Here is a 19,470-nt window from a genome sequence, read left to right on the forward strand (position 1 = left end):
CGCCCGCGACCTGCCCAGCCTGACCGACTCGCGCGTGCGGCGCCACCTCTTCTCACGCCAGGTAGCGTCGGGCAGGTGCTCCCGGCCACCCCGCTCCCCCACCGGCGCGCCGGTGGACTCTCCTGGCCCGTCGTCTCGCTGGGGCTCTGGCAGAACTTCGGGGCGTCGACATCGTTCGCAGACCAGAGCGCACTCGTCCTGCACGCCGTCGACCGCGGGGTCGTGCACCTCGACCTCGCCAACAACTACGGCCCGCCCCCGTTCGCCGCGGAGGAGTCGGTCGGCCGACTGCTGTCCCGTGACCTGCACGGACATCGCGACGAGCTGCTCATCACCACCAAGGCCGGGTACCGCGCGTGGCCCGGACCCTACGGCGAGCACGGCTCCGCGAAGTATCTGCGGGCATCCCTCGACGAGTCGCTGCGCCGGCTGGGCGTCGACTCGGTCGACGTGTTCTACAGCCACCGGTTCGACCCGAGCACCCCGCTCGAGGAGACCCTCGGCGCGCTCGACCGGGCGGTCCGCGCCGGCAAGGCACGGCACGCCGGGATCTCGTCGTACTCGGCCGACCGCACGGTCGAGGCCCTCGCCGTCGCGGAGGCGCTGGGTCTGCGCCTCGCCGTGCACCAGCCCGCCTACTCGATGCTCAACCGGTGGGTCGAGCAGCCGGGCGCCGACGGACGGTCGTTGCTCGACGTCGCCGACGACGCGGGGATGGCCGTCGTCGCGTTCTCGCCCCTGGCCCAGGGCATGCTCAGCACGCGCTACCTGCACGGCGTGCCGGCCGACTCCCGAGCGGCGCGTGGCGGACCGCTGCGGACCGAGTGGCTCACCGACGAGGCCCTCGACCACGTGCGGGCGCTCGACGCGATCGCCCGGGCCGGCGGACGCACCCTGCCCCAGCTCGCGCTCGCGTGGGTGCTCCGGGACCCGCGCGTCACGTCCGTGCTGGTGGGTGCCCGCACCACCGCACAGCTCGACGAGAACCTGGCCGCCGTCGCCCTGCCGCCGCTGACGGACGACGAGCTGGCGGCCGTCGAGCCGCACGCGGTCGACGCCGGTATCAACCTGTGGGGCGTACGGTCCAGCGACCGCTGACTCAGCCCTCGACGGGCAGGTGCGTCGACCACCACCGCAGCACGTGCTCGAACCGGACGGCGCGGTGCTTCGGGTTCCCCGACCGCGTGAGCTCGTGACCCTCGCCCGGGAACAGCAGCAGCTCCGCGTGCACCCCGCGCCGCTTCAGCTCGACGAACCAGCGCTGCCCCTGCTCGACCGGGCACCGCCAGTCCTGCTCCGAGTGGATGACCAGGGTGGGCGTGCGGACCCGGCCGACGTGCGCCATCGGCGACTGGGCGGCCAGTGCCGCGGCACCCGCCTCGTCGCCGGTGTCCCCGAGGTACTCCAGGCCGAAGAACCAGCCGATGTCGCTGGACCCCACGAAGCTGATCGGGTCCAGGAACCCACGCTCGACGATCGCCGCCACGAACCGGTCCGTGCGCGTGGTCAGCCACGCGGTGAGGTAGCCACCGTACGAGCCGCCCATGACACCGACCCGCTCGCCGTCCAGCGCGGGATCCTCCAGGGCGGCGCCGAGCAGGGCGAGCACGTCGTCGGTGTCGACCGTCCCGAAGCCCCGCTGGATCGCGAGCCCGTGTGCGCGCCCGTACCCGGAGGACCCGCGGGGATTGCCCAGGACGACCGCGTACCCCGCCTCGGCCAGCACCTGGACCTCGTCGAAGAGCCCGTGCGTGTACTGCGCGAACGGTCCGCCGTGGATCATCAGGATCGTCGGGTGCGGGCCGGCGCCGAAGCGCCCCTCGTCGGGCGTCACCACCCAGCCGTGCACCTCGTAGCCGTCCGGCGACGTGGCGACGAGCTCCACCGGGACACGCGTGCGCCCGGTCCCGCGCAGCTCGGCTCCGACGTCGGTCAGCGCCACGACCGTCCCCGTCGTCGGGTCGACCAGGAACACCTCCCCCGGCGTCGTCGGCGTCGACGCCGTCACCACGATGCGCCCTGCCGCCACCGCGGCACCCGACACCACGTGCGTGCCCCCGACGAGGGTGGTCGCGGCGCCGTCGGGTCCGACCCGGACCAGGTGCGCCGCGCCGCGACGCTCGACGACGACCAGCGGGTCCCCGTCGAGCTCTGCGAGGACCCCGGTCACCTGGTCCTGCTCCGGGTCCGTGAGCCGTTCGGGTACGGCGCCGGCGCGGTCCAGCGCCAGCCGGTACAGGCCCGCTTGGGTGGCGACGAAGTCCCGGCCCGTCGGCCCGAGGTCGCTGGCGAGGATCCACAAGGTGGCGCCGTCCGCGGACGGGAGCACAGCGTCGACGCCGAGGGTGCTCCCGGCATCCGCATCCGTGACCGGGACGGGGTCGCCCTGCTCCGCGGCGTCGATGCGCACGACGTCGCTGCGCAGGTCCGACTCGCGTGACGCGTGCCGCGCCGAGACGCCGACCAGCCCGTCACCCGACGGCAGCCACCGCACCCCGCTCACCCCGACGTCGCCCACGGTCAGCTGCACCGCGTCGGGCAACGCCGTCGGACGCTCGGAGTCGGCCGGGACCTCGACGACGAAGACGTGCTGCGGGCGGTCGCGGAAGAAGCCCACGCCGTCGGACCGGTACTTCAGCTCGGTGATGTGCCGGGGATCCTCCGAGCCGGGCTTCCCGTCGGCGGCATACCGCCCCTCCTCCGGCACCCGGGCCACGTAGGCGATGCGTGTCCCGTCCGGGGAGAACCGCGGCTCGGACGCGCCCAGGGGTGCGTCCGTGAGCCGGATGGGCTCACCGCCTGTCGCCTCGACGACGTGCACCTGCGGCTTGCCTTCGGGTTCGGCCCGCAGGAACGCGACCCACCGACCGTCCGGACTCACCTCCGGCGAGGTGTCGCGGTGCCCGCGGGTCAGTGGCCGCGGAGCCTCCTCGCCCTCGAGGTCGACCGACCAGAGATGGCCGACGTACTCGTCGGTGGTCAGGTCGGGGCGGACGACCGAAACGACGGCGCGGGTGCCGTCCGGCAGGGCCGCCGGCGCACCGGGGACATGGAGGAGCTCGAGATCAGAAGGTCGCACCCGACGAACCTACGTGGTGCCGCCGACACGTGCAGTCGCCGCTCAGGTGGTGCGGACGTCCTCGTCGGTCGCCGTGCTCTCGTCGTCGGCACCCGCACCCTGCTCGGAGTCGCGCTCGGCACGCAGCACCGTGATCGCCGCCTCGAAGTCCTCGAGCGAGTCGAACGCCTGGTAGACGCTGGCGAACCGCAGGTAGGCGACCTCGTCGAGCTCCCGCAGCGGACCGAGGATGGCCAGGCCGATCTCGTACGCGTCGATCTCGGCCGAGCCTGCGCTGCGGAGGGTCTCCTCGACCTTCTGGGCGAGCAGTGCGAGGTCGTCCTCGCTCACCGGCCGACCCTGGCAGGCCTTGCGCACCCCGCCGGCGATCTTCTCCCGGCTGAACGGCTCGGTGGCACCCGAGCGCTTGACGACCGACAGGCTGGCCGTCTCCACCGTGGTGAAGCGGCGGTTGCAGTGCGGGCACTGACGGCGCCGTCGGATGGTCGACCCGTCGTCCGACGTCCGCGAGTCGACGACCCGGGAGTCCGGGTGGCGGCAGAACGGACAGTGCACGGTGGCCCCCTTCTCGTGCTGGCGCGTCGACGCCGCGACATCTGACCGGACGTCTGTCGGTGGCGATCGCGTCGTGAACGCCCCCGTGACGCTAGGCCAACGGCTCCGGTGTCGCAAGGCGCCTGGCCGGGCGCTCCGGACGGGTCGACGCCGGGTTCCGACACCCTGTGCGCCGGCCCGGACGCACGAGAGCGGCCACCCGAAGGTGACCGCTCTCGCGGGGACGCCCCCGTCCCAGGTCACGGACCGACTCGCCTCGGTGCCGCGCTGTACTGCGGTGAGCTCACACGGGCTCGCGCCCCTGGAGACCACACCTCCGGCAAGCCCCCCAGCTCGCCTTGTGAGGTAAGCCTAACCTAGACGGAGCGCTCCCGCATGGCAACCGCGGCACGGCCCGAACAAGGCTCAGCCCGCGGGGACGACGATGACCTGACCGGCCATCAGTCCAGCCTCGGGCAGCTCGTTCAGACGCACCAGGTCCACCACGACGTCACGCACGTCCTGCGACGGCGCGGCCACCGACTCCGCGATCTGCCACAGCGTCTCCCCCGGCTGCACGACGTGCCGCACGACCTCCTGGGCGGCGACGGGGCCGTCGGCCGACGCCTGGCTCGCGATCAGCGTCACGAGCGCGACGGCGACGGCGGCGAGGAGCCACAGCACGGCACGGCCTCGCGCGGTGAGGCGGAGGTGAGCGGTCGAGGGCGCACCGTCGCGAACGGTCGGCGCGGCGGAACCCGACACCCGGTTCGACACTCGGACGGACACCCGGTTCGGCATCGCCGGTCCCATGACCATCGCGCTCATGACATCCCTCGTTCCCTGCTCGGCCCGGCCTCCCGGGGTAGTGCTCCATGTCGCATCGCCGTCGAACGTCTGTTCGTCGAACGTCTGTACGATGTCTACCAGCATCCGGTGACACTGTCGAGACACGATCGAACAGATGTTTGATCTTCAGCCCCGACTTCCCTAGGCTGGCGATGCAGCACAAGCGCACCACGAGCCACTGACACGCCGGCCGGGATCCTCCGTCGCCGCAGGTCAGGACGCCGAGGGGCGTGAGCAGGTAGAGGCGGAGAAGGCCGGGCGTGCCGCGCGGCGGCCGCCGGACGGAGGAGGAGCGCAGTGACGGACTCAGGGGACGCGTCCCAGCCCGAGAAGGACCTGGCGACGGTCCACACGCTCCCGGACGGAGCGCCGGGAGCCGACGGGCTCACCGCGCGCCAGCGGCTCGTGCTGGACACCATCCGGTCGTCGGTGGAGTCCCGGGGCTACCCGCCGAGCATGCGCGAGATCGGGGAGGCCGTCGGTCTCACCAGCCCGTCCAGCGTCAAGCACCAGCTCATGGCCCTCGAGCGCAAGGGCTACCTGCGCCGGGACCCCAACCGTCCACGGGCCATCGAGGTCGTGCACGCGGACGACTCCCGCGGCGTCGGCACCTGGACGGCGCCTGACGGCAGCCGCTCCACGTTCCCGGACCAGGGGGACGGCGAACGCCTGCCGGCACCGTCCTACGTGCCGGTCGTCGGCCGGATCGCGGCGGGCGGACCGATCCTGGCGGAGCAGGTCGTCGAGGACGTCTTCCCGCTCCCCCGCCAGCTGGTCGGCGACGGCGACCTCTTCCTGCTCAAGGTCGTCGGCGACTCGATGATCGACGCCGCGATCTGCGACGGCGACTGGGTCGTGGTCCGGCGTCAGCCGGTGGCCGAGAACGGCGAGATCGTCGCAGCGATGATCGACGGCGAGGCCACGGTCAAGACCCTCAAGCGCATCGACGGCCACGTCTGGCTCATGCCGCACAACCCTGCGTACTCGCCCATCCCGGGTGACGAGTCCACGATCCTCGGGCGCGTGGTCAGCGTCCTGCGCAGCCTCTGACCTGTCGAGATCGGGCCGCACCCCGCACAGGGTGCGGCCCGATCTGCGTCAGAACCCGAACTGGCGGGCCACCGAACGCACGGCGTCCGCCGACGCGCGCAGCCCCGCCAGCTCCGCGTCCGACAGCGGGACCGGCAGGCGCTCGCCCACGCCGTGCGCACCGACGATCGCAGGGACGGACAGGCAGACGTCGCTGATCCCGTGAAAGTCGTCCAGGAGCGACGACACCGGCAGCACCCGCCGTTCGTCCTTGACGATGGCCTCGATGATCCGGGAGCCGGCCAAGGCGACCGCGTAGTTCGTCGCACCCTTGCCCTCGATGATGCGGTAGGCCGAGTCGACCACCTCGTGCGCGATCCGGTCCCGCACCTCGGCGGTCAGGGGTCCGCTCCCGCCGCTGCCGGTCCACTCCAGCAGGGGGACCGAGCCGATGCTCGCGGAACCCCACAGCGGCAGCTCCGTGTCGCCGTGCTCGCCGGCGATGTACGCGTGCACGTTCTGCACCGCGACCCCGGTGTGCTGCGAGATGAGGTACCGGAGCCGTGACGAGTCCAGGACGGTGCCGGACCCGAACAGCTGCGACGGCGGCAGGCCGGAGATCTGGAGCGCCGCGTAGGTGACCACGTCGACGGGGTTGGTCACCATGACGTAGACGGCGTTCGGCGCCACCTCCACCAGGGCGGGCAGGACCTTGCGGACGAGCCCGATGGTGGCCTCCGCGAGATCGAGGCGCGACTGGCCCGGCTTCTGCTTGGCGCCGGCCGTGAACATGACGACGTCGGCGTCCGCGCACACCGCGATGTCGTCCGAGCCGACCACCTCCGCCATCGGCATGAACTGGATGCCGTGCCCGAGGTCCAGCGCCTCCGCCTCGACCTTCGCCGCATTGATGTCGAACAGCGCCACCGACCGGGCCGCGCCGCGCAGGAGCGCCGCGTACGCCATGGTCGACCCGACCGCCCCCGCACCCACGATCGCCAGCTTCGAGGTCCGCCGGCCGCTGCGGAACGGGGTCAGGCCGATGTCTTCCAGGTCCAGGCTCTCCGTCATGCCCCGAGGCTAACCGGGTGCGGCGAGCCGCTGCAGCGCCGAGACAGCCACCGAGCGGTCCGTCGTGCGCCAGAACGCCGGCAGCGACCTGGTCAGGAAGCTGCCGTACCCCGCGGTCGCCAGCCGGGGGTCGAGCACCGCGACGACGCCCCGGTCCTCGCTGGTCCGGATCAGCCGGCCCGCGCCCTGCGCGAGGAGCAGCGCCGCGTGCGTGGCGGACACGGCCAGGAACCCGTTGCCGCCGGCCTTCTCGATCGCGTCGGACCGCGCCGAGCTCACCGGGTCGTCCGGTCGCGGGAACGGGATGCGGTCGATGATGACCAGGCGGCACGTCGAGCCCGGGACGTCGACGCCCTGCCAGAGCGACAGGGTCCCGAACAGGCAGGTGGCCTCGTCGGCGATGAACTGCGAGACCAGGGTCGGCAGCTGGTCGTCACCCTGCGCGAGGATCGGGACGTCGAGTCGGTCGCGCATGGCGGCCGCCACCGCGTTCGCCGCGCGCCGCGACGAGAACAGCCCGAGCGTCCGGCCACCTGCCGCCGTGATGAGCTCCGCGATCTCGTCGAGCTGGGCATCCGTCGCCGGTTCGCGACCGGGCTTCGGCAGGTGCCGCGCGAGGTAGAGGATCCCCTGCCGCGGGTAGTCGAACGGGCTGCCGACGTCGAGCCCGCGCCACGGCACCCCCGCCGGCGTGGCGGGCGCGTCCCCCGCCAGGGACGTCGGACCGACCGGCTCGGCATCGGGGCGGACCTCGAGGCCGACCGCCCGGGCGATCGGGTCGAACGAGCCGCCGAGCTCGAGCGTCGCGGACGTGAGCACGCCCGAGCGACCGGCGAGCAGGTTGGTGCGGATCAGGCCGTTGACCGCGAGCGGAGCGGCGTAGAGGCGGGTCAGCACCGAGCCCCGACGGTCCTCGCTGCGGCTGCACCACAGGACGGTGTGCCGGTGGTCCTCCGGGTCCGCCGCCATCCGGTCGGCCACCTCGTAGAGCGCGAGCATCGTCGCCTGCGCGACCTTGCGACCACCTTCGGGCGGCACGTTCGGGCCGGTCTCCGGCTTGAGCACCGTGAGCAGCGCACGGGTGGCGTCGCGCACGCTGGCGACCGCGTCCCGGGCGGCCGGGGGCAGCCCGTCGCGGAACCGTGCCTCGGGCAGCCCGACGAGCACGGACGCCAGCGCCTGGCTGGCCGAGTCGAGATCGGTCGTGGGGACCCCGCCGTGCCGACGCGCGAGCCGCGCCGCGTGCTCGATGGTGGCGACGGACAGCTCGGAGGTCGCCTGCGCCGTCACCCGGTCCGTCAGCTCGTGCGCCTCGTCGACGATGATCACCTGGTGCTCGGGCAGCACACCGGGCGAGCCCGAGGCGGCGATGCCGAGCATGGCGTGGTTGGTGACCACGACGTCGGCCTCCCGGGACGCGGCCTTCGCCTTCTCCGGGAAGCACTCGGCGAGCATCGGGCACTTGCCGCCGAGGCACTCCAGCGAGGTGATGGAGACCTGCCGCCAGGCCCGGTCCGTGACCCCGGGCACCAGGTCGTCACGGTCCCCCGTGTCGGTGTCGTCGGCCCACTCCCGCAGGCGCAGCACCTGCTCGCCGAGGCTCTCGGACAGGGCAGAGGCTCCGGTGCGCGCCGGAGCGGGGTGCTCGGCCGCGCCGGCGTGGTCCCCCAGGTCGAACAGCGTCCCCGTGTCGTCGTCGGGGTACCCGCCGGCGACCTTGTGCACGCACACGTAGTTGTGCCAGCCCTTGAGCAGCGCGATGGCGGGCGTGCGCGGCAGGTGCGGCTCGAGGGCCTTCGCGACGAGCGGGAGGTCGCGCGTGATGATCTGGCGCTGCAGCGCGAGCGTCGCGGTCGAGACGACGACGTGCTCGTTCTCGAGGACCGCGTGCCGCAGGGCGGGCACCAGGTAGCCGAGCGACTTGCCGGTGCCCGTTCCCGCCTGCACCAGAAGGTGCTCGCCCTTGTCGATCGTCTCCGCGACGGCGACCGCCATCTGGTGCTGGCCCTCCCGACGGACCCCGCCGAGAGCGGCGACCGCGACGTCGAGGAGGTTCTCGACGGAGGGGTCGGCGTCTGGCACCGCGTCAGCCTAGTGCGGGCCGGCGGTGCTCAGGACCGGCGCTGTGCAGCAGCCTCCAGCTCGGCGGCGAGGCCCGCGTCGACCCGTGCCCGCAGGGCGGTGCCGTCGGCGGTGTGCTCCTCGGCCTCGATGTCGCCGTGCTCGTGCACGCGGCTCACCAGGTCGCCCCGGTCGTACGGGACGACCAGGTCGACGCTCACGCCGGGGCGCGGCAGCTGGTCGGCGACGAGTGCCTGCAGCTCCTCGATGCCCTCCCCGCTGTGCGCCGAGACGACGATGGAGTGCACCTCGCGCGAGCGCAGCCGGGCGATCGCCTCGGGCGTCGCGAGGTCGGCCTTGTTGAGCACGATGATCTCGGGGACGTCCATGGCGCCGGGGATGTCCGCGAAGACGTGCCGGACCGCGGCGATCTGGCCCTCGGGGTCGGGGTGGGACGCGTCCACGACGTGCAGGATCAGGTCCGCGTCGGCGACCTCCTCGAGCGTGGAGCGGAACGCCTCGACCAGCTGGTGCGGAAGTGCGCGGACGAAGCCGACGGTGTCCGCGAGGGTGTAGACCCGCCCGTCGACGGTCTCCGCCCGCCGGACCGTCGGGTCGAGGGTCGCGAACAGCGCGTTCTCCACGAGCACGCCCGCGTGCGTCAGCCGGTTGAGCAGCGACGACTTGCCCGCGTTGGTGTAGCCGGCGATGGCGACCGACGGGATCGCGTGCTTCTTGCGGGACGCGCGCTTGGTGACCCGCCCCGGCTCCATCGCGGCGATCTCGCGGCGCAGCTTGGCCATGCGGTTGCGGATCCGTCGCCGGTCGAGCTCGATCTTCGTCTCACCAGGACCGCGCGAGCCCATGCCGGCTGCGGCGCCGCCGACCTGTCCACCGGCCTGCCGGGACATCGAGTCACCCCAGCCGCGCAGGCGCGGGAGCAGGTACTCCAGCTGCGCGAGCTCGACCTGGGCCTTGCCCTCCCGGGACTTGGCGTGCTGGGCGAAGATGTCGAGGATCAGCGCGGTCCGGTCGATGACCTTGACGCGGACGATGTCCTCCAGCGCGCGGCGCTGCGACGGTGCGAGGTCCCCGTCGACGACGACGGTGTCCGCGCCGACGCTCGCGACCAGCGCGGCCAGCTCGGCGGCCTTGCCCGAGCCGAGATAGGTGCCCGGGTCCGGCTTCTGCCGCCGCTGGAGCAGCCCGTCGAGGACCTGCGAGCCGGCCGTCTCGGCGAGCTGGGCGAGCTCGCGCAGGGAGATCTCGGCGTCGGTCACGGTGCCGGAGCCCCACACCCCGACGAGGACGACCTTCTCCAGGCGCAGCTGGCGGTACTCGACCTCGGTGACGTCCTCGAGCTCGGTGGACAGCCCTGCGACCCGGCGCAGCGACGTGCGCTCCTCGAGCTCGAGCTGGTCACCGTCGTAGGAGGAGTGCACCGTGGCACCGGCGTGCAGCGTGGCCCCTGCCCTGGCGAGCACACGGGCCACGACGTCGTCGGCCACCTCCTGCGCGGAGCGCGTGGGCGGGGCGTCCTCGGTCTGGCTGGTGGTGTGCTGCGCGTCGGTCAAGGGGTTCCTCGTCTCCTCGGGTACCTCCAGGGTCCCACGGGGCGCTGACGGTGCACGAGGTATTTCGCTGCGGGCCGAGCGCGCGCTCGTGGGTATCGTCGGCGCGTGAGCGAGCAGGACCACTACTTCACTGCACAGCCGGCCTCCCCCGACGAGCGCCGGCTGCTGCACGTGCACCTGGCCGGTCGGGACGTCCAGGTCGAGACTGCCGGCGGGATCTTCTCCCCCGACCACGTCGACCTCGGCACGCGCGTGCTCCTCGACCACGTCCCCGCACCGCCGGCCACCGGGGACCTGCTCGACCTCGGCTGCGGGTGGGGTCCGGTCGCGCTCACGCTCGCGCTGGAGTCCCCCGCGGCGCGGGTCTGGGCGGTCGACGTCAACGAGCGCGCGCTCGACCTGACGCGTCGCAACGCCGAGCGCCTCGGCGCGACCAACGTGCGCGCCGTGCGTCCCGACGAGGTGCCCGACGACGTGCTGTTCGCGGCGATCTGGTCCAACCCGCCGATCCGCGTCGGGAAGGTCGCGCTGCACGCGATGCTGACGCAGTGGCTCGGCCGGCGCGCCCCCGGTGGCGAGGCGCACCTGGTGGTCGGCAAGAACCTGGGCGCCGACTCGCTGCAGCGGTGGATCGCGACCGAGCTCGGCGTCGCCGTCGACCGCGCCGCGAGCGCGAAGGGGTTCCGCGTGCTCGCCGTGCACGACCGATGAGCGACTGGCGGGAGCTGCGCACCACCACCTGGAGCATGGTCGCGCTGATCTTCATGGTCGCGTTCGAGTCGCTGGCCGTGACGACGGTGATGCCGACCGTCTCCGACGCGCTCGACGGTGCGTCGCTGTACGCGTTCGCGTTCGCGGGGCCGCTGGCGACCGGTGTCGTCGGCATGGTGCTGGCCGGTCCGTGGAGCGACCGCAGCGGACCCCGGACACCGCTGCTCGTGGCCGTCGGGCTCTTCACCGCGGGCATCCTCGTCGCCGGCGCAGCGCCGTCGATGGAGGTGCTCGTCGCGGGGCGTCTGCTCCAGGGCTTCGGCGGCGGCGCGATGACGGTCGCGCTGTACGTGGTGGTGGCCCGGCTCTACCCGGCGATGCTGCACCCGCGCGTGTTCGCGTGGTTCGCGGCGGCCTGGATCATCCCGTCGCTCGTCGGTCCGGCGGGCGCGGGTGCGGTCGCCCAGCACGCCGGGTGGCGCTGGGTGTTCCTCGGCGTCGCCCTGCTCGTCATCCCGACGACGCTGATGCTGGTCCCGGCGCTGCGCCGGATCGGCCCTCCCGAGACAGCCGGTGAGGCGGCACCGCGCGGCCGGCTCGCCTGGGCAGCGCTCGCCGCTGCGGCGGTCCTCGGCCTCAACCTGGCCGCGCAGGTCCCGCTGCCGTGGTCCCTGGTCGTGGCCGTCGGCACCGGGGCGGGCGCGCTCGTCGCGCTGCGCGCCGTGGTCCCCGCGGGCACGATGCGTGCGGCGCGCGGGCTGCCGAGCGTCATCGCGACCCGCGGCCTGGTCTCGGGGGCGTTCATCGGCGCCGAGGTCTACCTGCCGTACCTGCTCACCGAGCGGTACGCGTTCTCGCCGACGACCGCCGGGATCGCCCTGACGTTCGCCGGTGTGGCCTGGGCCGGGACGTCCTGGTTGCAGGGACGGCTCGGGGACCGGCTCTCGTCGCGCACGGCCGTCGTCGTCGGCTCCGCGCTGGTCGTCGTCTCGGTCGCCGGGGTGCTCGTCACGGCGGCCGCCCACCTCCCGCCCGCGGTCGCGATCTCGTCCTGGACCCTCGCCGGCGCGGGGATGGGTCTGGTCTACTCACGCCTGACCGTCCTCGTGCTCGGTTACTCCGCCCCGGGGACGCAGGGCGTGAACAGCTCGGCCCTGTCGATCGCCGACTCGATCGGCGCCGCCCTCGCCCTCGCGCTCACCGGCCTCGCGTTCGCCGCCGCCGACCGCAGCCCCGACGCTCCGTTCACCGCCGCGCTGGCGGTCGCCGCCGTCTTCGCGGTCGGCGCCGCGCTCGTCGGGCCCAGGGTCGGCGAAGGCCGCCGTCAGGTGGACGGCACCGCTGACGACGCCGAGTCGAGCGCGCTGCGCAGCTGAGCGAGCGTCGGCACCCCGGTCGCGCGACGGACCACCTCACCGCGGGCGTCCAGCACGAGGACCGTCGGTGTGACGTCGATGGCGAGCCGCTCGCCGAGCGCCAGGTGGTCAGCGATGTCGAGGTCGGCGTACGCGACCCCGTCGGTCGTCGCCACGGCTCGCTCGACGACGTAGCGCGTCGAGCGGCACGGCGCGCAGAACGTGCTCGAGAACTGGACCACGGTGGCGCGCTCGCCGAGCGGCACGCCCAGGTCCGCGTGGTCCAGGCGCACGACCGTCAGTGTCCGGCCACCAGGGCCGCGAGGTCGACGTCGGCCGCGGCCACGAGCACGGCGGGACCGGCGAGCTCGACGTGCCCGTCCGGCAGGACGCGCACGCGGACGGTCCCACCCGGCACGTCCACCAGCCAGACGTCGGGCGCCCCCTGCCCGGCCCACGTGCGGACCGCCAGTGCGGCGGCGCACGCACCCGTCCCGCACGACCGGGTCTCCCCGACACCCCGCTCGTGCACGCGCATCCTGACCCGGCCGACCAGCGACCCGTCCGGGGCCTCGTGCTCACCGAGCGGGACCACGAGCTCGACGTTCGTGCCGTGCGGAGGCACCGGAGTGACCTGGGGCGCCCGCGTGAGGTCGGCCGCGCCCAGCTCGGCCTCGTCACCGAGCGCGAGGACCACGTGCGGGTTGCCGACGTCGACGCTCAGTCCCGCGCGGGCGACCTCGAGGCCGGCGACGAGGACCTCTGCGTCGGCGCCGTCGCGCACGGCCTGCGACCCGCCCGGCAGGTGCCAGCGGCCCATGTCGACGGCGTACCAGACGGCGTCGCCGACACCGGCCGGCACCGGGACGCGACGGACGCGGCGCACCCCGGCACGCGTGCCGAGAGCGAGCTCGCCGTCGGCTGCGTCCCACAGTCCGAGGCGTTCCAGGTAGGCGGCGAACACCCGGACCCCGTTGCCGCACATCTCCGCGACCGACCCGTCGGCGTTGCGGTAGTCCATGAACCAGCGGGCGTCCGGGTCGTCGGCCAGCGCGGCGACACCTTCGGGCACGTGCTCGCTGGCGACGACCCGGATGACCCCGTCGCCACCGACACCGGCGCGCCGGTCGGCCAGCCCGCGGACCAGGACGGCCGACAGGTCGACGAGCGCGTCGCGGTCGTCGAGCAGCACGAAGTCGTTCTGGGTGCCGTGACCCTTGGTCACGTGCAGCGTCGGGGCGGCCACCACGGTCATGAGCCCAGGCTACGTCGTGGGTCCGGGTCGTCCGTGGCGAGCCCGAGGTCGCCCGCGTCCGCCGCGGCGACGAGACCGAGTGCGCGCTCGACGAGGTCCGGGTCCTGCGCGTCCAGCCAGTGCACCCGCGGGTCCCGGCCGAACCAGCCCATCTGCTTGCGCGCGAGCCGACGCGTGCCGGCAGCGACCGCGGCCCGGGCCTCGTCCGGCGGGAGCTCGCCGCGCAGCATCGCGAGCACCTCGGCGTACCCCACGGCCCGCGACGCCGTGCGACCGAGGCCGTGCTCGCGCAGGCGCTCGACCTCGTCGACGAGCCCGCGTGACCACATCCGCTCGACGCGCTCCGTGATGCGCGCGTCGAGGACCGCCCGGTCGCAGTCCAGGCCGAGCTGGACGGCCGGCACCTCGTAGACGTGCTGCGGGAGGCTCGCGGAGTACGGGCGTCCGGTGAGCTCGATGACCTCCAGCGCGCGCACGATCCGTCGGGCGTTGCGGGGGCCGATCCCGTCCGCGGCGACCGGGTCCGCGGCCGCGAGCTCGGCGTGCAGCGCCCGGGCACCCTGGGCCTCGACGCGTGCCTCGAGCCGCGCACGGACCTCGGCGTCGGTCCCGGGGAACTCCATGTGGTCCAGCAGCGCCCGGACGTACAGGCCCGAGCCGCCGACGGCGACGGACCGGTGGCCGCGCTCCTCGATCTCGCCGAACGCGGTCCGGGCGCGCGCCTGGTAGTCGGCCACCGAGGCGTCCTCGTGCACGTCCAGGACGTCCAGGAGGTGGTGCGGGACACCCTGGCGCTCGTCGGGCGTGAGCTTCGCGGTGCCGATGTCCATGCCCCGGTACAGCTGCATCGCGTCGGCGTTCACCACCTCGCCGCCCAGGGCGTGCGCGAGCGCGAGGCCGAGGTCCGACTTGCCCGTCGCCGTCGGCCCGACGAGCGCGACCACGAGGGTCATCGGCGTCAGTCCAGGGTCGGTCGGGCGGGGTCGGTGTAGGCGACAGGCGCCTCGGGTGCAGGCGCCACGGGGACGGTCGAGACCGCATCGGGGTACTTCTCGTCGAGCCCGGCGAAGAACCGCAGCGCGCTGGCGATCCCGACGGTCAGGTGCAGGTCCAGCTGCTCGTCGGTGAGGCCGTGCTCGTAGTCGACCGTGTGCTCGGTGTAGACGGCGACCTGCTCGGCCTCGATCCGCACGAACACCTTGGGCCAGACCATGGTCTCGGACCACGCGTTCGCGCCCAGGAGCACGTTGCCGAACTCGGTGCCGGGGACCTGGCGTGCCCAGCGGCCCCGGACCTGCAGGTACTCCTTCGCGCGGCCCAGGGTGATGAACCAGAACGGGTGCCCGTCCCAGCGGCCCACGAGGTCCCCGTCCTTGTCGGTGCCGTAGACGGACCCGCGCGCGTCGAGCCTCTGGGCGACCCGTGCGCTCGTCAGGGGCGGCAGGATGGCGGGCTCGTGCTCGGCGGGTGACATCGGGGCCTCACGGGGTCGGGGACGGACAGCCAGAGACCCTACCGGGCGTCCCACACGAGCACCTGGTGCTGCGCACCGAGCTCCGTCGACTCCGCCAGCAGGCGCGCACGGATCGGCTGGTCGGCCGCCGCACCGAGGAGCACCTGCCACGGCGCCCAGCCCCGGACCGCCAGCTCGGCGGCGAGGTCGGCGTCGTCGGCCGCGAGCCGTGCGCGCGCCCCGGGACCGGCGTCGGCGAGGTCGGCCAGCACGCGCGCGTCGTGGGAGGGCGCCCGCGCGTCGTCCGCGAGGGGGGCGTCGGGTCCGTGCCGGCCGCTGCCCGATCCCACGATGACGAGACCGGTGGGCCCGTCGCCCACCAGCGTGCGCCCGAGGATGGTCAGCGCCTCGGCGGTCTGGCGTCCGGTGACCTCGACCACCCGCAGACCGGTGTCGCGCCGCGCCCGCGCGAGCAGGTGCAGCCCGACCGCGCTCGCGACGGCCGGAACGTCGTGTCCGGCCCCCGGGAGCGTCACGGGGTCGACCGGCCACCACACCAGCTCGTCGGGCACCCCGGCCGCCCCGAGGGACGGACGGACCGTCCCGGCGAGCTCGCGCGGGACCGGCCCGGGCGCCACGACGACAACCGTCTCGACCTCGGCGGCGACCACCTCGGCCACGGCCGCGACGGCCGCGGTACGGAGCCCGACGAGCACGTCCGCGTCACCGGCGGTCCCGGGAACGAGCAGCGCGGTGTCCGGGACGAGGGCAGCGACGACGAGCATGCCCCGAACCTACGCCGGGACGTTCGCCACCCGAATGACGGCACCCCGGTGTGGCCGGGCGCCGGTACTGTCGTGCGCATGGGGTCGCTCGGGGATCGTGCACGGCGCTGGTGGCAGGGGCGTCCGCGGCCCGCGGCTGCCTCGGACGCGGGCTCCGACCTCGAGCCTGCCGACGACGAGCTGCACGACCGCGTCGCAGAGCTCCTCGCCCGCGAGCTGGGTGTCGCCGAGCCTGCTGCGGACCTCCCGTCGGACGTGACCCCGGCCCGGATCGCGGCGTGGATGACCAACAACCAGTTCAGCTACTTCGTCGACAACGACGGTGACCTGGGCGGTCTGTGGCGGGGCCGGCTCTTCTACTTCTTCCTGTTCGGGGAGAAGTCGGAGATCCTCCAGGTGCGCGGCCAGTGGCACCGGGAGGTCGCGATCGAGCGGCTCGAGGAGGTGCTCGACGTCTGCAACGAGTGGAACGCCGACCGGATCTGGCCCAAGGCCTACGTCCGCGTGCGGGACAACGGCCGCGTGCACGTGGTCTCCGAGGTGGCGACCGACCTCGAGCACGGCGCGACGGACGCGCAGCTGAGCCAGATGCTCTTCTGCGGCCTGTCCACCGGGAGCATGTTCTTCGACGCGCTCGACGAGCGGTACCCCGACCCGGCGGGAGTGGCTCCGTGAGCGGGCCGGGCTGGCTGCTGCGGGTGCTCGGTGGGCTGCCCAAGCCGACCAAGCGGCCCACGCCCGACGACGAGCCTCCCGCACCGCTGACCCGGGAGCGGATCGCGGACTACCTGGTGGCCCGCGGCTACCGCTTCGTGGTCGACGACGACGGTGACCTGACGGGCACCTGGGACGGGAGCCGCTTCTGGTTCCTGCTCCTCGGCGAGCAGCAGGAGATCCTCCAGGTTCGCGGCCGGTGGCACCGGAGCCTGCAGCTCGACCAGCGCGAGATCGCGTCCCTGGCCGTCAACGACTGGAACCGCGAGCGCATCTGGCCCAAGGCGTACCTGCGCGAGGAGGAGGGTGTGCTCGCCCTCTACAGCGAGGTCTCGGCCGACTTCGAGCCCGGCGTGACCGAGCCCCAGCTGGCGCAGCTGCTGGCGTGCGGGCTGGGCACGGGGGTGCAGATGTTCTCGTCGCTCGAGGCCGTGCTCCCCCGCGACGACGCACCGCCGCCGGACGTGCCGGACAACTGAGCGTCAGCGGCGCGCGAGCCCGATCGTCGGCAGGCCCAGCACGACCGGCCCGGTCGGGCCGCCGGTACCGCAGGAGTCGCCCGCCCCGGCGTGGCTGTGCTCGTCCGCACCGTTCTGACGCCGATCCCAGGCGTCGCCGGCCGCCGTGCGTCGCACGGCGAACGTGCCGCCCGTCAGCGCGGAGTCGGCCACGAGGTGGTACGGCGCGGCGTGCGTGACCGTCACGGACACCAGGTCGCCCGGACGGGGCACGTCGGCACCGTGGTCGGGCAGGGCCAGGTGCACCAGGCGGTTGTCGGCGGCGCGGCCCGTGACGCGGTGCGTGGCGCCGTCCTTGCGGCCCTCCGCCTCGGCCACCAGCACCTCGACGGTCCGGCCGACCTGCGCCAGGTTCTCCTCGTGCGCGATGCGGTCCTGCAGGGCGGTCAGACGCAGGAAGCGCTCCTGCACGACGGCCTTGGGCACCTCGTCGGTGAGGTCGAACGCCGGGGTCCCCGGGCGGGGCGAGTACTGGAACGTGAACGCGGAGGCGAACCGGGACGCCTCCACCACCCGTAGGGTCTCCGCGAAGTCCTCCTCGGTCTCCCCCGGGAAGCCCACGATGATGTCCGTGGTGATCGCGGCGTCCGGCATCGCGGCCCGTACGCGCTCGAGGATGCCGAGGAACTTGTCCGACCGGTAGGAGCGGCGCATGGCCCGCAGGATGCGGTCGGAGCCCGACTGCAACGGCATGTGCAGCTGCGGCATGACCGTCGGCGTCTGCGCCATCGCCTCGATCACGTCGTCCGTGAACGCGGCCGGGTGCGGGGACGTGAACCGCACCCGTTCGAGGCCCTCGATCGCGCCGGCCGCACGCAGCAACCGGGAGAACGCACCGCGGTCCCCGAACTCGACGCCGTAGGAGTTCACGTTCTGCCCCAGCAGCGTCACCTCGATGGCGCCCTGCGACACCAGGGCCTCGACCTCCGCGAGGATCTCCCCCGGGCGGCGGTCGCGCTCCTTGCCGCGCAGGTGCGGGACGATGCAGAAGGTGCAGGTGTTGTTGCAGCCGACGCTGATGGACACCCAGCCCGCGTAGACCGACTCGCGCCGGGTCGGCAGCGTGCTGGGGAAGACCTTGAGCGACTCCTCGATCTCGACCTGCGCCGCGGCGTTGTGGCGCGCGCGCTCCAGCAGGACCGGCAGGACGTCGAGGTTGTGCGTGCCGAACACGACGTCGACCCACGGGGCCCGCTCCACGATGCCCGCGCGGTCCTTCTGCGCGAGGCAGCCGCCGACCGCGATCTGCATGCCGGGACGCGCCCGCTTGGAGGCGGCGAGCCGGCCGAGGTTGCCGTAGAGCTTGTCGGCCGCGTTCTCCCGGACGGCGCACGTGTTGATGACGATGACGTCCGCGTCCTCGGCAGCGGCCTGGACCGGGCTCGCGGCGACGTACCCGGCCTGCTCCAGCATGCCGGCCATGTGCTCGGAGTCGTGCACGTTCATCTGGCAGCCGAGGGTCTTGACCAGGTACGTGCGCGCGACCTCACCGCGCTCGGGTGCGAGGGCGTCAGGCAGGAGGGCAGGCAGGGTCGTGGACATCACCGACAAGGGTACGGCCGGTCGCCGTGGGCCCCTCACCTGGGGTCTTGCTTGACGGGTACGTTGCCGAACCGTGACCGTCATCGCTCGCCAGATCGGGCAAACCACCCGTAGGTTCATCCAATGGTGGACACCTCAGCCGCACCGCCCGCCCCGACCGACCAGACGTCCGACGCCCTCGTGGAGCTCCGCGGCGTCGACAAGCACTTCGGCTCCCTGCACGTGCTCCAGCACATCGACCTGACCGTCCGTCGCGGCGAGGTCGTGGTCATCATCGGGCCCTCCGGCAGCGGGAAGTCGACGCTGTGCCGCACGATCAACCGGCTGGAGACCATCGACTCGGGCACCATCGCCCTCGACGGCGTCCCGCTCCCCGCGGAGGGCCGCGCACTGGCCCGGCTGCGGGCGGACGTCGGGATGGTCTTCCAGTCGTTCAACCTCTTCGCGCACAAGACCGTCCTGGAGAACGTCACGCTGGGCCAGGTCAAGGCCAAGGGCGTCAAGCCGTCGAAGGCCAAGGAGATCGCCCTCGCCCTGCTCGACCGGGTCGGCGTCCGGGACCAGGCCGACAAGCTCCCCGCGCAGCTCTCCGGCGGTCAGCAGCAGCGCGTCGCCATCGCCCGCGCCCTCGCGATGCAGCCGAAGGTCATGCTCTTCGACGAGCCGACGTCCGCGCTGGACCCCGAGATGATCAACGAGGTGCTCGACGTCATGGTCGGCCTCGCCCGGGACGGCATGACGATGATCGTCGTCACCCACGAGATGGGCTTCGCCCGCAAGGCCGCGAACCGGGTCGTCTTCATGGACGGCGGCCAGATCGTCGAGGAGGCGGACCCGGAGACGTTCTTCACGGCGCCGAAGAGCCACCGCGCCCAGGACTTCCTGTCGAAGATCCTCACCCACTGAGCCCGACGGGCCCGACGGGCTCGACCCCACCCCG

19 protein-coding genes are annotated in these 19,470 nt (G+C 73.5%); 7 read left to right on the top strand and 12 right to left on the bottom strand.

The genetic code is table 11. The features are described from left to right. Positions 1-75: 75 nt before the first annotated feature. The gene (locus ASD16_RS19840; protein WP_055922010.1) at positions 76-1,098 is read left to right on the top strand and encodes an aldo/keto reductase; all 1,023 of its coding nucleotides are present in this window, start codon (positions 76-78) and stop codon (positions 1,096-1,098) included. 1 nt (position 1,099) lies between these two features. Here the strand turns inward: ASD16_RS19840 and ASD16_RS19845 are convergent, their stop codons facing one another. The 3 genes from ASD16_RS19845 to ASD16_RS19855 form a co-directional block, all read right to left on the bottom strand. Then, positions 1,100-3,079 (bottom strand): S9 family peptidase, encoded by a 1,980-nt coding sequence (locus ASD16_RS19845; protein WP_055922013.1) that lies wholly within the window; start codon positions 3,077-3,079, stop codon positions 1,100-1,102. Positions 3,080-3,121: 42 nt separating this feature from the next. After that, positions 3,122-3,634 carry a transcriptional regulator NrdR gene (gene nrdR / locus ASD16_RS19850; protein WP_055922018.1) on the bottom strand — a complete coding sequence of 171 codons (513 nt, stop codon included), beginning with the start codon at positions 3,632-3,634 and terminating at the stop codon, positions 3,122-3,124. A gap of 405 nt (positions 3,635-4,039) precedes the next feature. Further along, positions 4,040-4,441 (bottom strand): LysM peptidoglycan-binding domain-containing protein, encoded by a 402-nt coding sequence (locus tag ASD16_RS19855; RefSeq protein ID WP_055922021.1) that lies wholly within the window; start codon positions 4,439-4,441, stop codon positions 4,040-4,042. A gap of 318 nt (positions 4,442-4,759) precedes the next feature. Here ASD16_RS19855 and lexA point away from each other — a divergent pair, with 318 nt between their 5' ends. Beyond that, positions 4,760-5,512: a transcriptional repressor LexA gene (gene lexA, locus ASD16_RS19860; RefSeq protein ID WP_055922024.1), complete on the top strand. Its 753-nt coding sequence runs from the start codon at positions 4,760-4,762 to the stop codon at positions 5,510-5,512. Positions 5,513-5,560: 48 nt separating this feature from the next. Here the strand turns inward: lexA and ASD16_RS19865 are convergent, their stop codons facing one another. From ASD16_RS19865 to hflX, 3 genes are read right to left on the bottom strand one after another with little or no spacing between them, the layout of a single operon-like run. Then, positions 5,561-6,562, bottom strand: a complete 1,002-nt coding sequence (locus tag ASD16_RS19865) for an L-lactate dehydrogenase (protein ID WP_055922025.1) — start codon at positions 6,560-6,562, stop codon at positions 5,561-5,563. Positions 6,563-6,571: 9 nt separating this feature from the next. Continuing rightward, the gene (locus ASD16_RS19870) at positions 6,572-8,644 is read right to left on the bottom strand and encodes an ATP-dependent DNA helicase (protein ID WP_055922028.1); all 2,073 of its coding nucleotides are present in this window, start codon (positions 8,642-8,644) and stop codon (positions 6,572-6,574) included. Between the two features lie 29 nt (positions 8,645-8,673). Then, entirely contained in the window at positions 8,674-10,197 is a 1,524-nt protein-coding gene (gene hflX, locus ASD16_RS19875) for a GTPase HflX (protein WP_055922031.1), read from the bottom strand. Between the two features lie 105 nt (positions 10,198-10,302). Here hflX and ASD16_RS19880 point away from each other — a divergent pair, with 105 nt between their 5' ends. Both ASD16_RS19880 and ASD16_RS19885 read left to right on the top strand, forming a co-directional pair. Continuing rightward, on the top strand, positions 10,303-10,908 hold the full coding sequence (locus tag ASD16_RS19880; RefSeq protein ID WP_055922034.1) for a class I SAM-dependent methyltransferase: 606 nt from the start codon (positions 10,303-10,305) through the stop codon (positions 10,906-10,908). Then, the gene (locus tag ASD16_RS19885) at positions 10,905-12,284 is read left to right on the top strand and encodes an MFS transporter (RefSeq protein ID WP_055922036.1); all 1,380 of its coding nucleotides are present in this window, start codon (positions 10,905-10,907) and stop codon (positions 12,282-12,284) included. Before ASD16_RS19880 ends, ASD16_RS19885 begins: the two co-directional genes overlap by 4 nt. Here the strand turns inward: ASD16_RS19885 and ASD16_RS19890 are convergent. From ASD16_RS19890 to ASD16_RS19910, 5 genes are read right to left on the bottom strand one after another with little or no spacing between them, the layout of a single operon-like run. Next, positions 12,233-12,556, bottom strand: coding sequence for a thioredoxin family protein (locus ASD16_RS19890; RefSeq protein WP_235523458.1), 324 nt, complete (start codon positions 12,554-12,556; stop codon positions 12,233-12,235). The genes ASD16_RS19885 and ASD16_RS19890 overlap by 52 nt on opposite strands. Before the next feature lie 5 nt (positions 12,557-12,561). Beyond that, complete coding sequence (gene dapF, locus ASD16_RS19895) at positions 12,562-13,518, bottom strand: diaminopimelate epimerase (protein ID WP_055922039.1); 957 nt, start codon at positions 13,516-13,518, stop codon at positions 12,562-12,564. Continuing rightward, a complete protein-coding gene (gene miaA, locus ASD16_RS19900) occupies positions 13,515-14,471 on the bottom strand; it encodes a tRNA (adenosine(37)-N6)-dimethylallyltransferase MiaA (RefSeq protein ID WP_055922042.1) in 957 nt (318 codons plus the stop codon). The genes dapF and miaA overlap by 4 nt, the downstream gene beginning before the upstream one ends. Before the next feature lie 5 nt (positions 14,472-14,476). Beyond that, positions 14,477-14,992, bottom strand: a complete 516-nt coding sequence (locus tag ASD16_RS19905) for a YbjN domain-containing protein (RefSeq protein ID WP_082571022.1) — start codon at positions 14,990-14,992, stop codon at positions 14,477-14,479. A gap of 38 nt (positions 14,993-15,030) precedes the next feature. Then, positions 15,031-15,756 carry a hypothetical protein gene (locus ASD16_RS19910; RefSeq protein ID WP_055922045.1) on the bottom strand — a complete coding sequence of 242 codons (726 nt, stop codon included), beginning with the start codon at positions 15,754-15,756 and terminating at the stop codon, positions 15,031-15,033. Between the two features lie 78 nt (positions 15,757-15,834). Here ASD16_RS19910 and ASD16_RS19915 point away from each other — a divergent pair, with 78 nt between their 5' ends. Together ASD16_RS19915 and ASD16_RS19920 are read left to right on the top strand one after the other, a co-directional pair. After that, the gene (locus tag ASD16_RS19915) at positions 15,835-16,431 is read left to right on the top strand and encodes a YbjN domain-containing protein (RefSeq protein WP_055922047.1); all 597 of its coding nucleotides are present in this window, start codon (positions 15,835-15,837) and stop codon (positions 16,429-16,431) included. Continuing rightward, positions 16,428-16,949 (top strand): YbjN domain-containing protein, encoded by a 522-nt coding sequence (locus ASD16_RS19920; RefSeq protein ID WP_055922050.1) that lies wholly within the window; start codon positions 16,428-16,430, stop codon positions 16,947-16,949. The genes ASD16_RS19915 and ASD16_RS19920 overlap by 4 nt, the downstream gene beginning before the upstream one ends. A gap of 3 nt (positions 16,950-16,952) precedes the next feature. Here the strand turns inward: ASD16_RS19920 and miaB are convergent, their stop codons facing one another. Then, complete coding sequence (gene miaB, locus ASD16_RS19925) at positions 16,953-18,530, bottom strand: tRNA (N6-isopentenyl adenosine(37)-C2)-methylthiotransferase MiaB (RefSeq protein WP_055922511.1); 1,578 nt, start codon at positions 18,528-18,530, stop codon at positions 16,953-16,955. A 123-nt stretch (positions 18,531-18,653) separates the two neighbouring features. Here miaB and ASD16_RS19930 point away from each other — a divergent pair, with 123 nt between their 5' ends. Further along, positions 18,654-19,436: an amino acid ABC transporter ATP-binding protein gene (locus ASD16_RS19930; RefSeq protein ID WP_055922053.1), complete on the top strand. Its 783-nt coding sequence runs from the start codon at positions 18,654-18,656 to the stop codon at positions 19,434-19,436. Positions 19,437-19,470: the final 34 nt, after the last annotated feature.

This window comes from Cellulomonas sp. Root485, assembly GCF_001426705.1.
In the GTDB taxonomy this organism is placed as follows: domain Bacteria; phylum Actinomycetota; class Actinomycetes; order Actinomycetales; family Cellulomonadaceae; genus Cellulomonas.

Bases quoted from the DNA above. Each gene is read 5' to 3' on its own strand.
- ASD16_RS19855 (WP_055922021.1), bottom strand. From the start codon at position 4,441: ATGAGCGCGATGGTCATGGGACCGGCGATGCCGAACCGGGTGTCCGTC.
- ASD16_RS19865 (WP_055922025.1), bottom strand. From the start codon at position 6,562: ATGACGGAGAGCCTGGACCTGGAAGACATCGGCCTGACCCCGTTCCGC.
- ASD16_RS19885 (WP_055922036.1), top strand. From the start codon at position 10,905: ATGAGCGACTGGCGGGAGCTGCGCACCACCACCTGGAGCATGGTCGCG.
- dapF (WP_055922039.1), bottom strand. From the start codon at position 13,518: ATGACCGTGGTGGCCGCCCCGACGCTGCACGTGACCAAGGGTCACGGC.
- miaA (WP_055922042.1), bottom strand. From the start codon at position 14,471: ATGACCCTCGTGGTCGCGCTCGTCGGGCCGACGGCGACGGGCAAGTCG.
- ASD16_RS19905 (WP_082571022.1), bottom strand. From the start codon at position 14,992: ATGTCACCCGCCGAGCACGAGCCCGCCATCCTGCCGCCCCTGACGAGC.
- ASD16_RS19910 (WP_055922045.1), bottom strand. From the start codon at position 15,756: ATGCTCGTCGTCGCTGCCCTCGTCCCGGACACCGCGCTGCTCGTTCCC.
- ASD16_RS19915 (WP_055922047.1), top strand. From the start codon at position 15,835: ATGGGGTCGCTCGGGGATCGTGCACGGCGCTGGTGGCAGGGGCGTCCG.
- miaB (WP_055922511.1), bottom strand. From the start codon at position 18,530: ATGTCCACGACCCTGCCTGCCCTCCTGCCTGACGCCCTCGCACCCGAG.
- ASD16_RS19930 (WP_055922053.1), top strand. From the start codon at position 18,654: ATGGTGGACACCTCAGCCGCACCGCCCGCCCCGACCGACCAGACGTCC.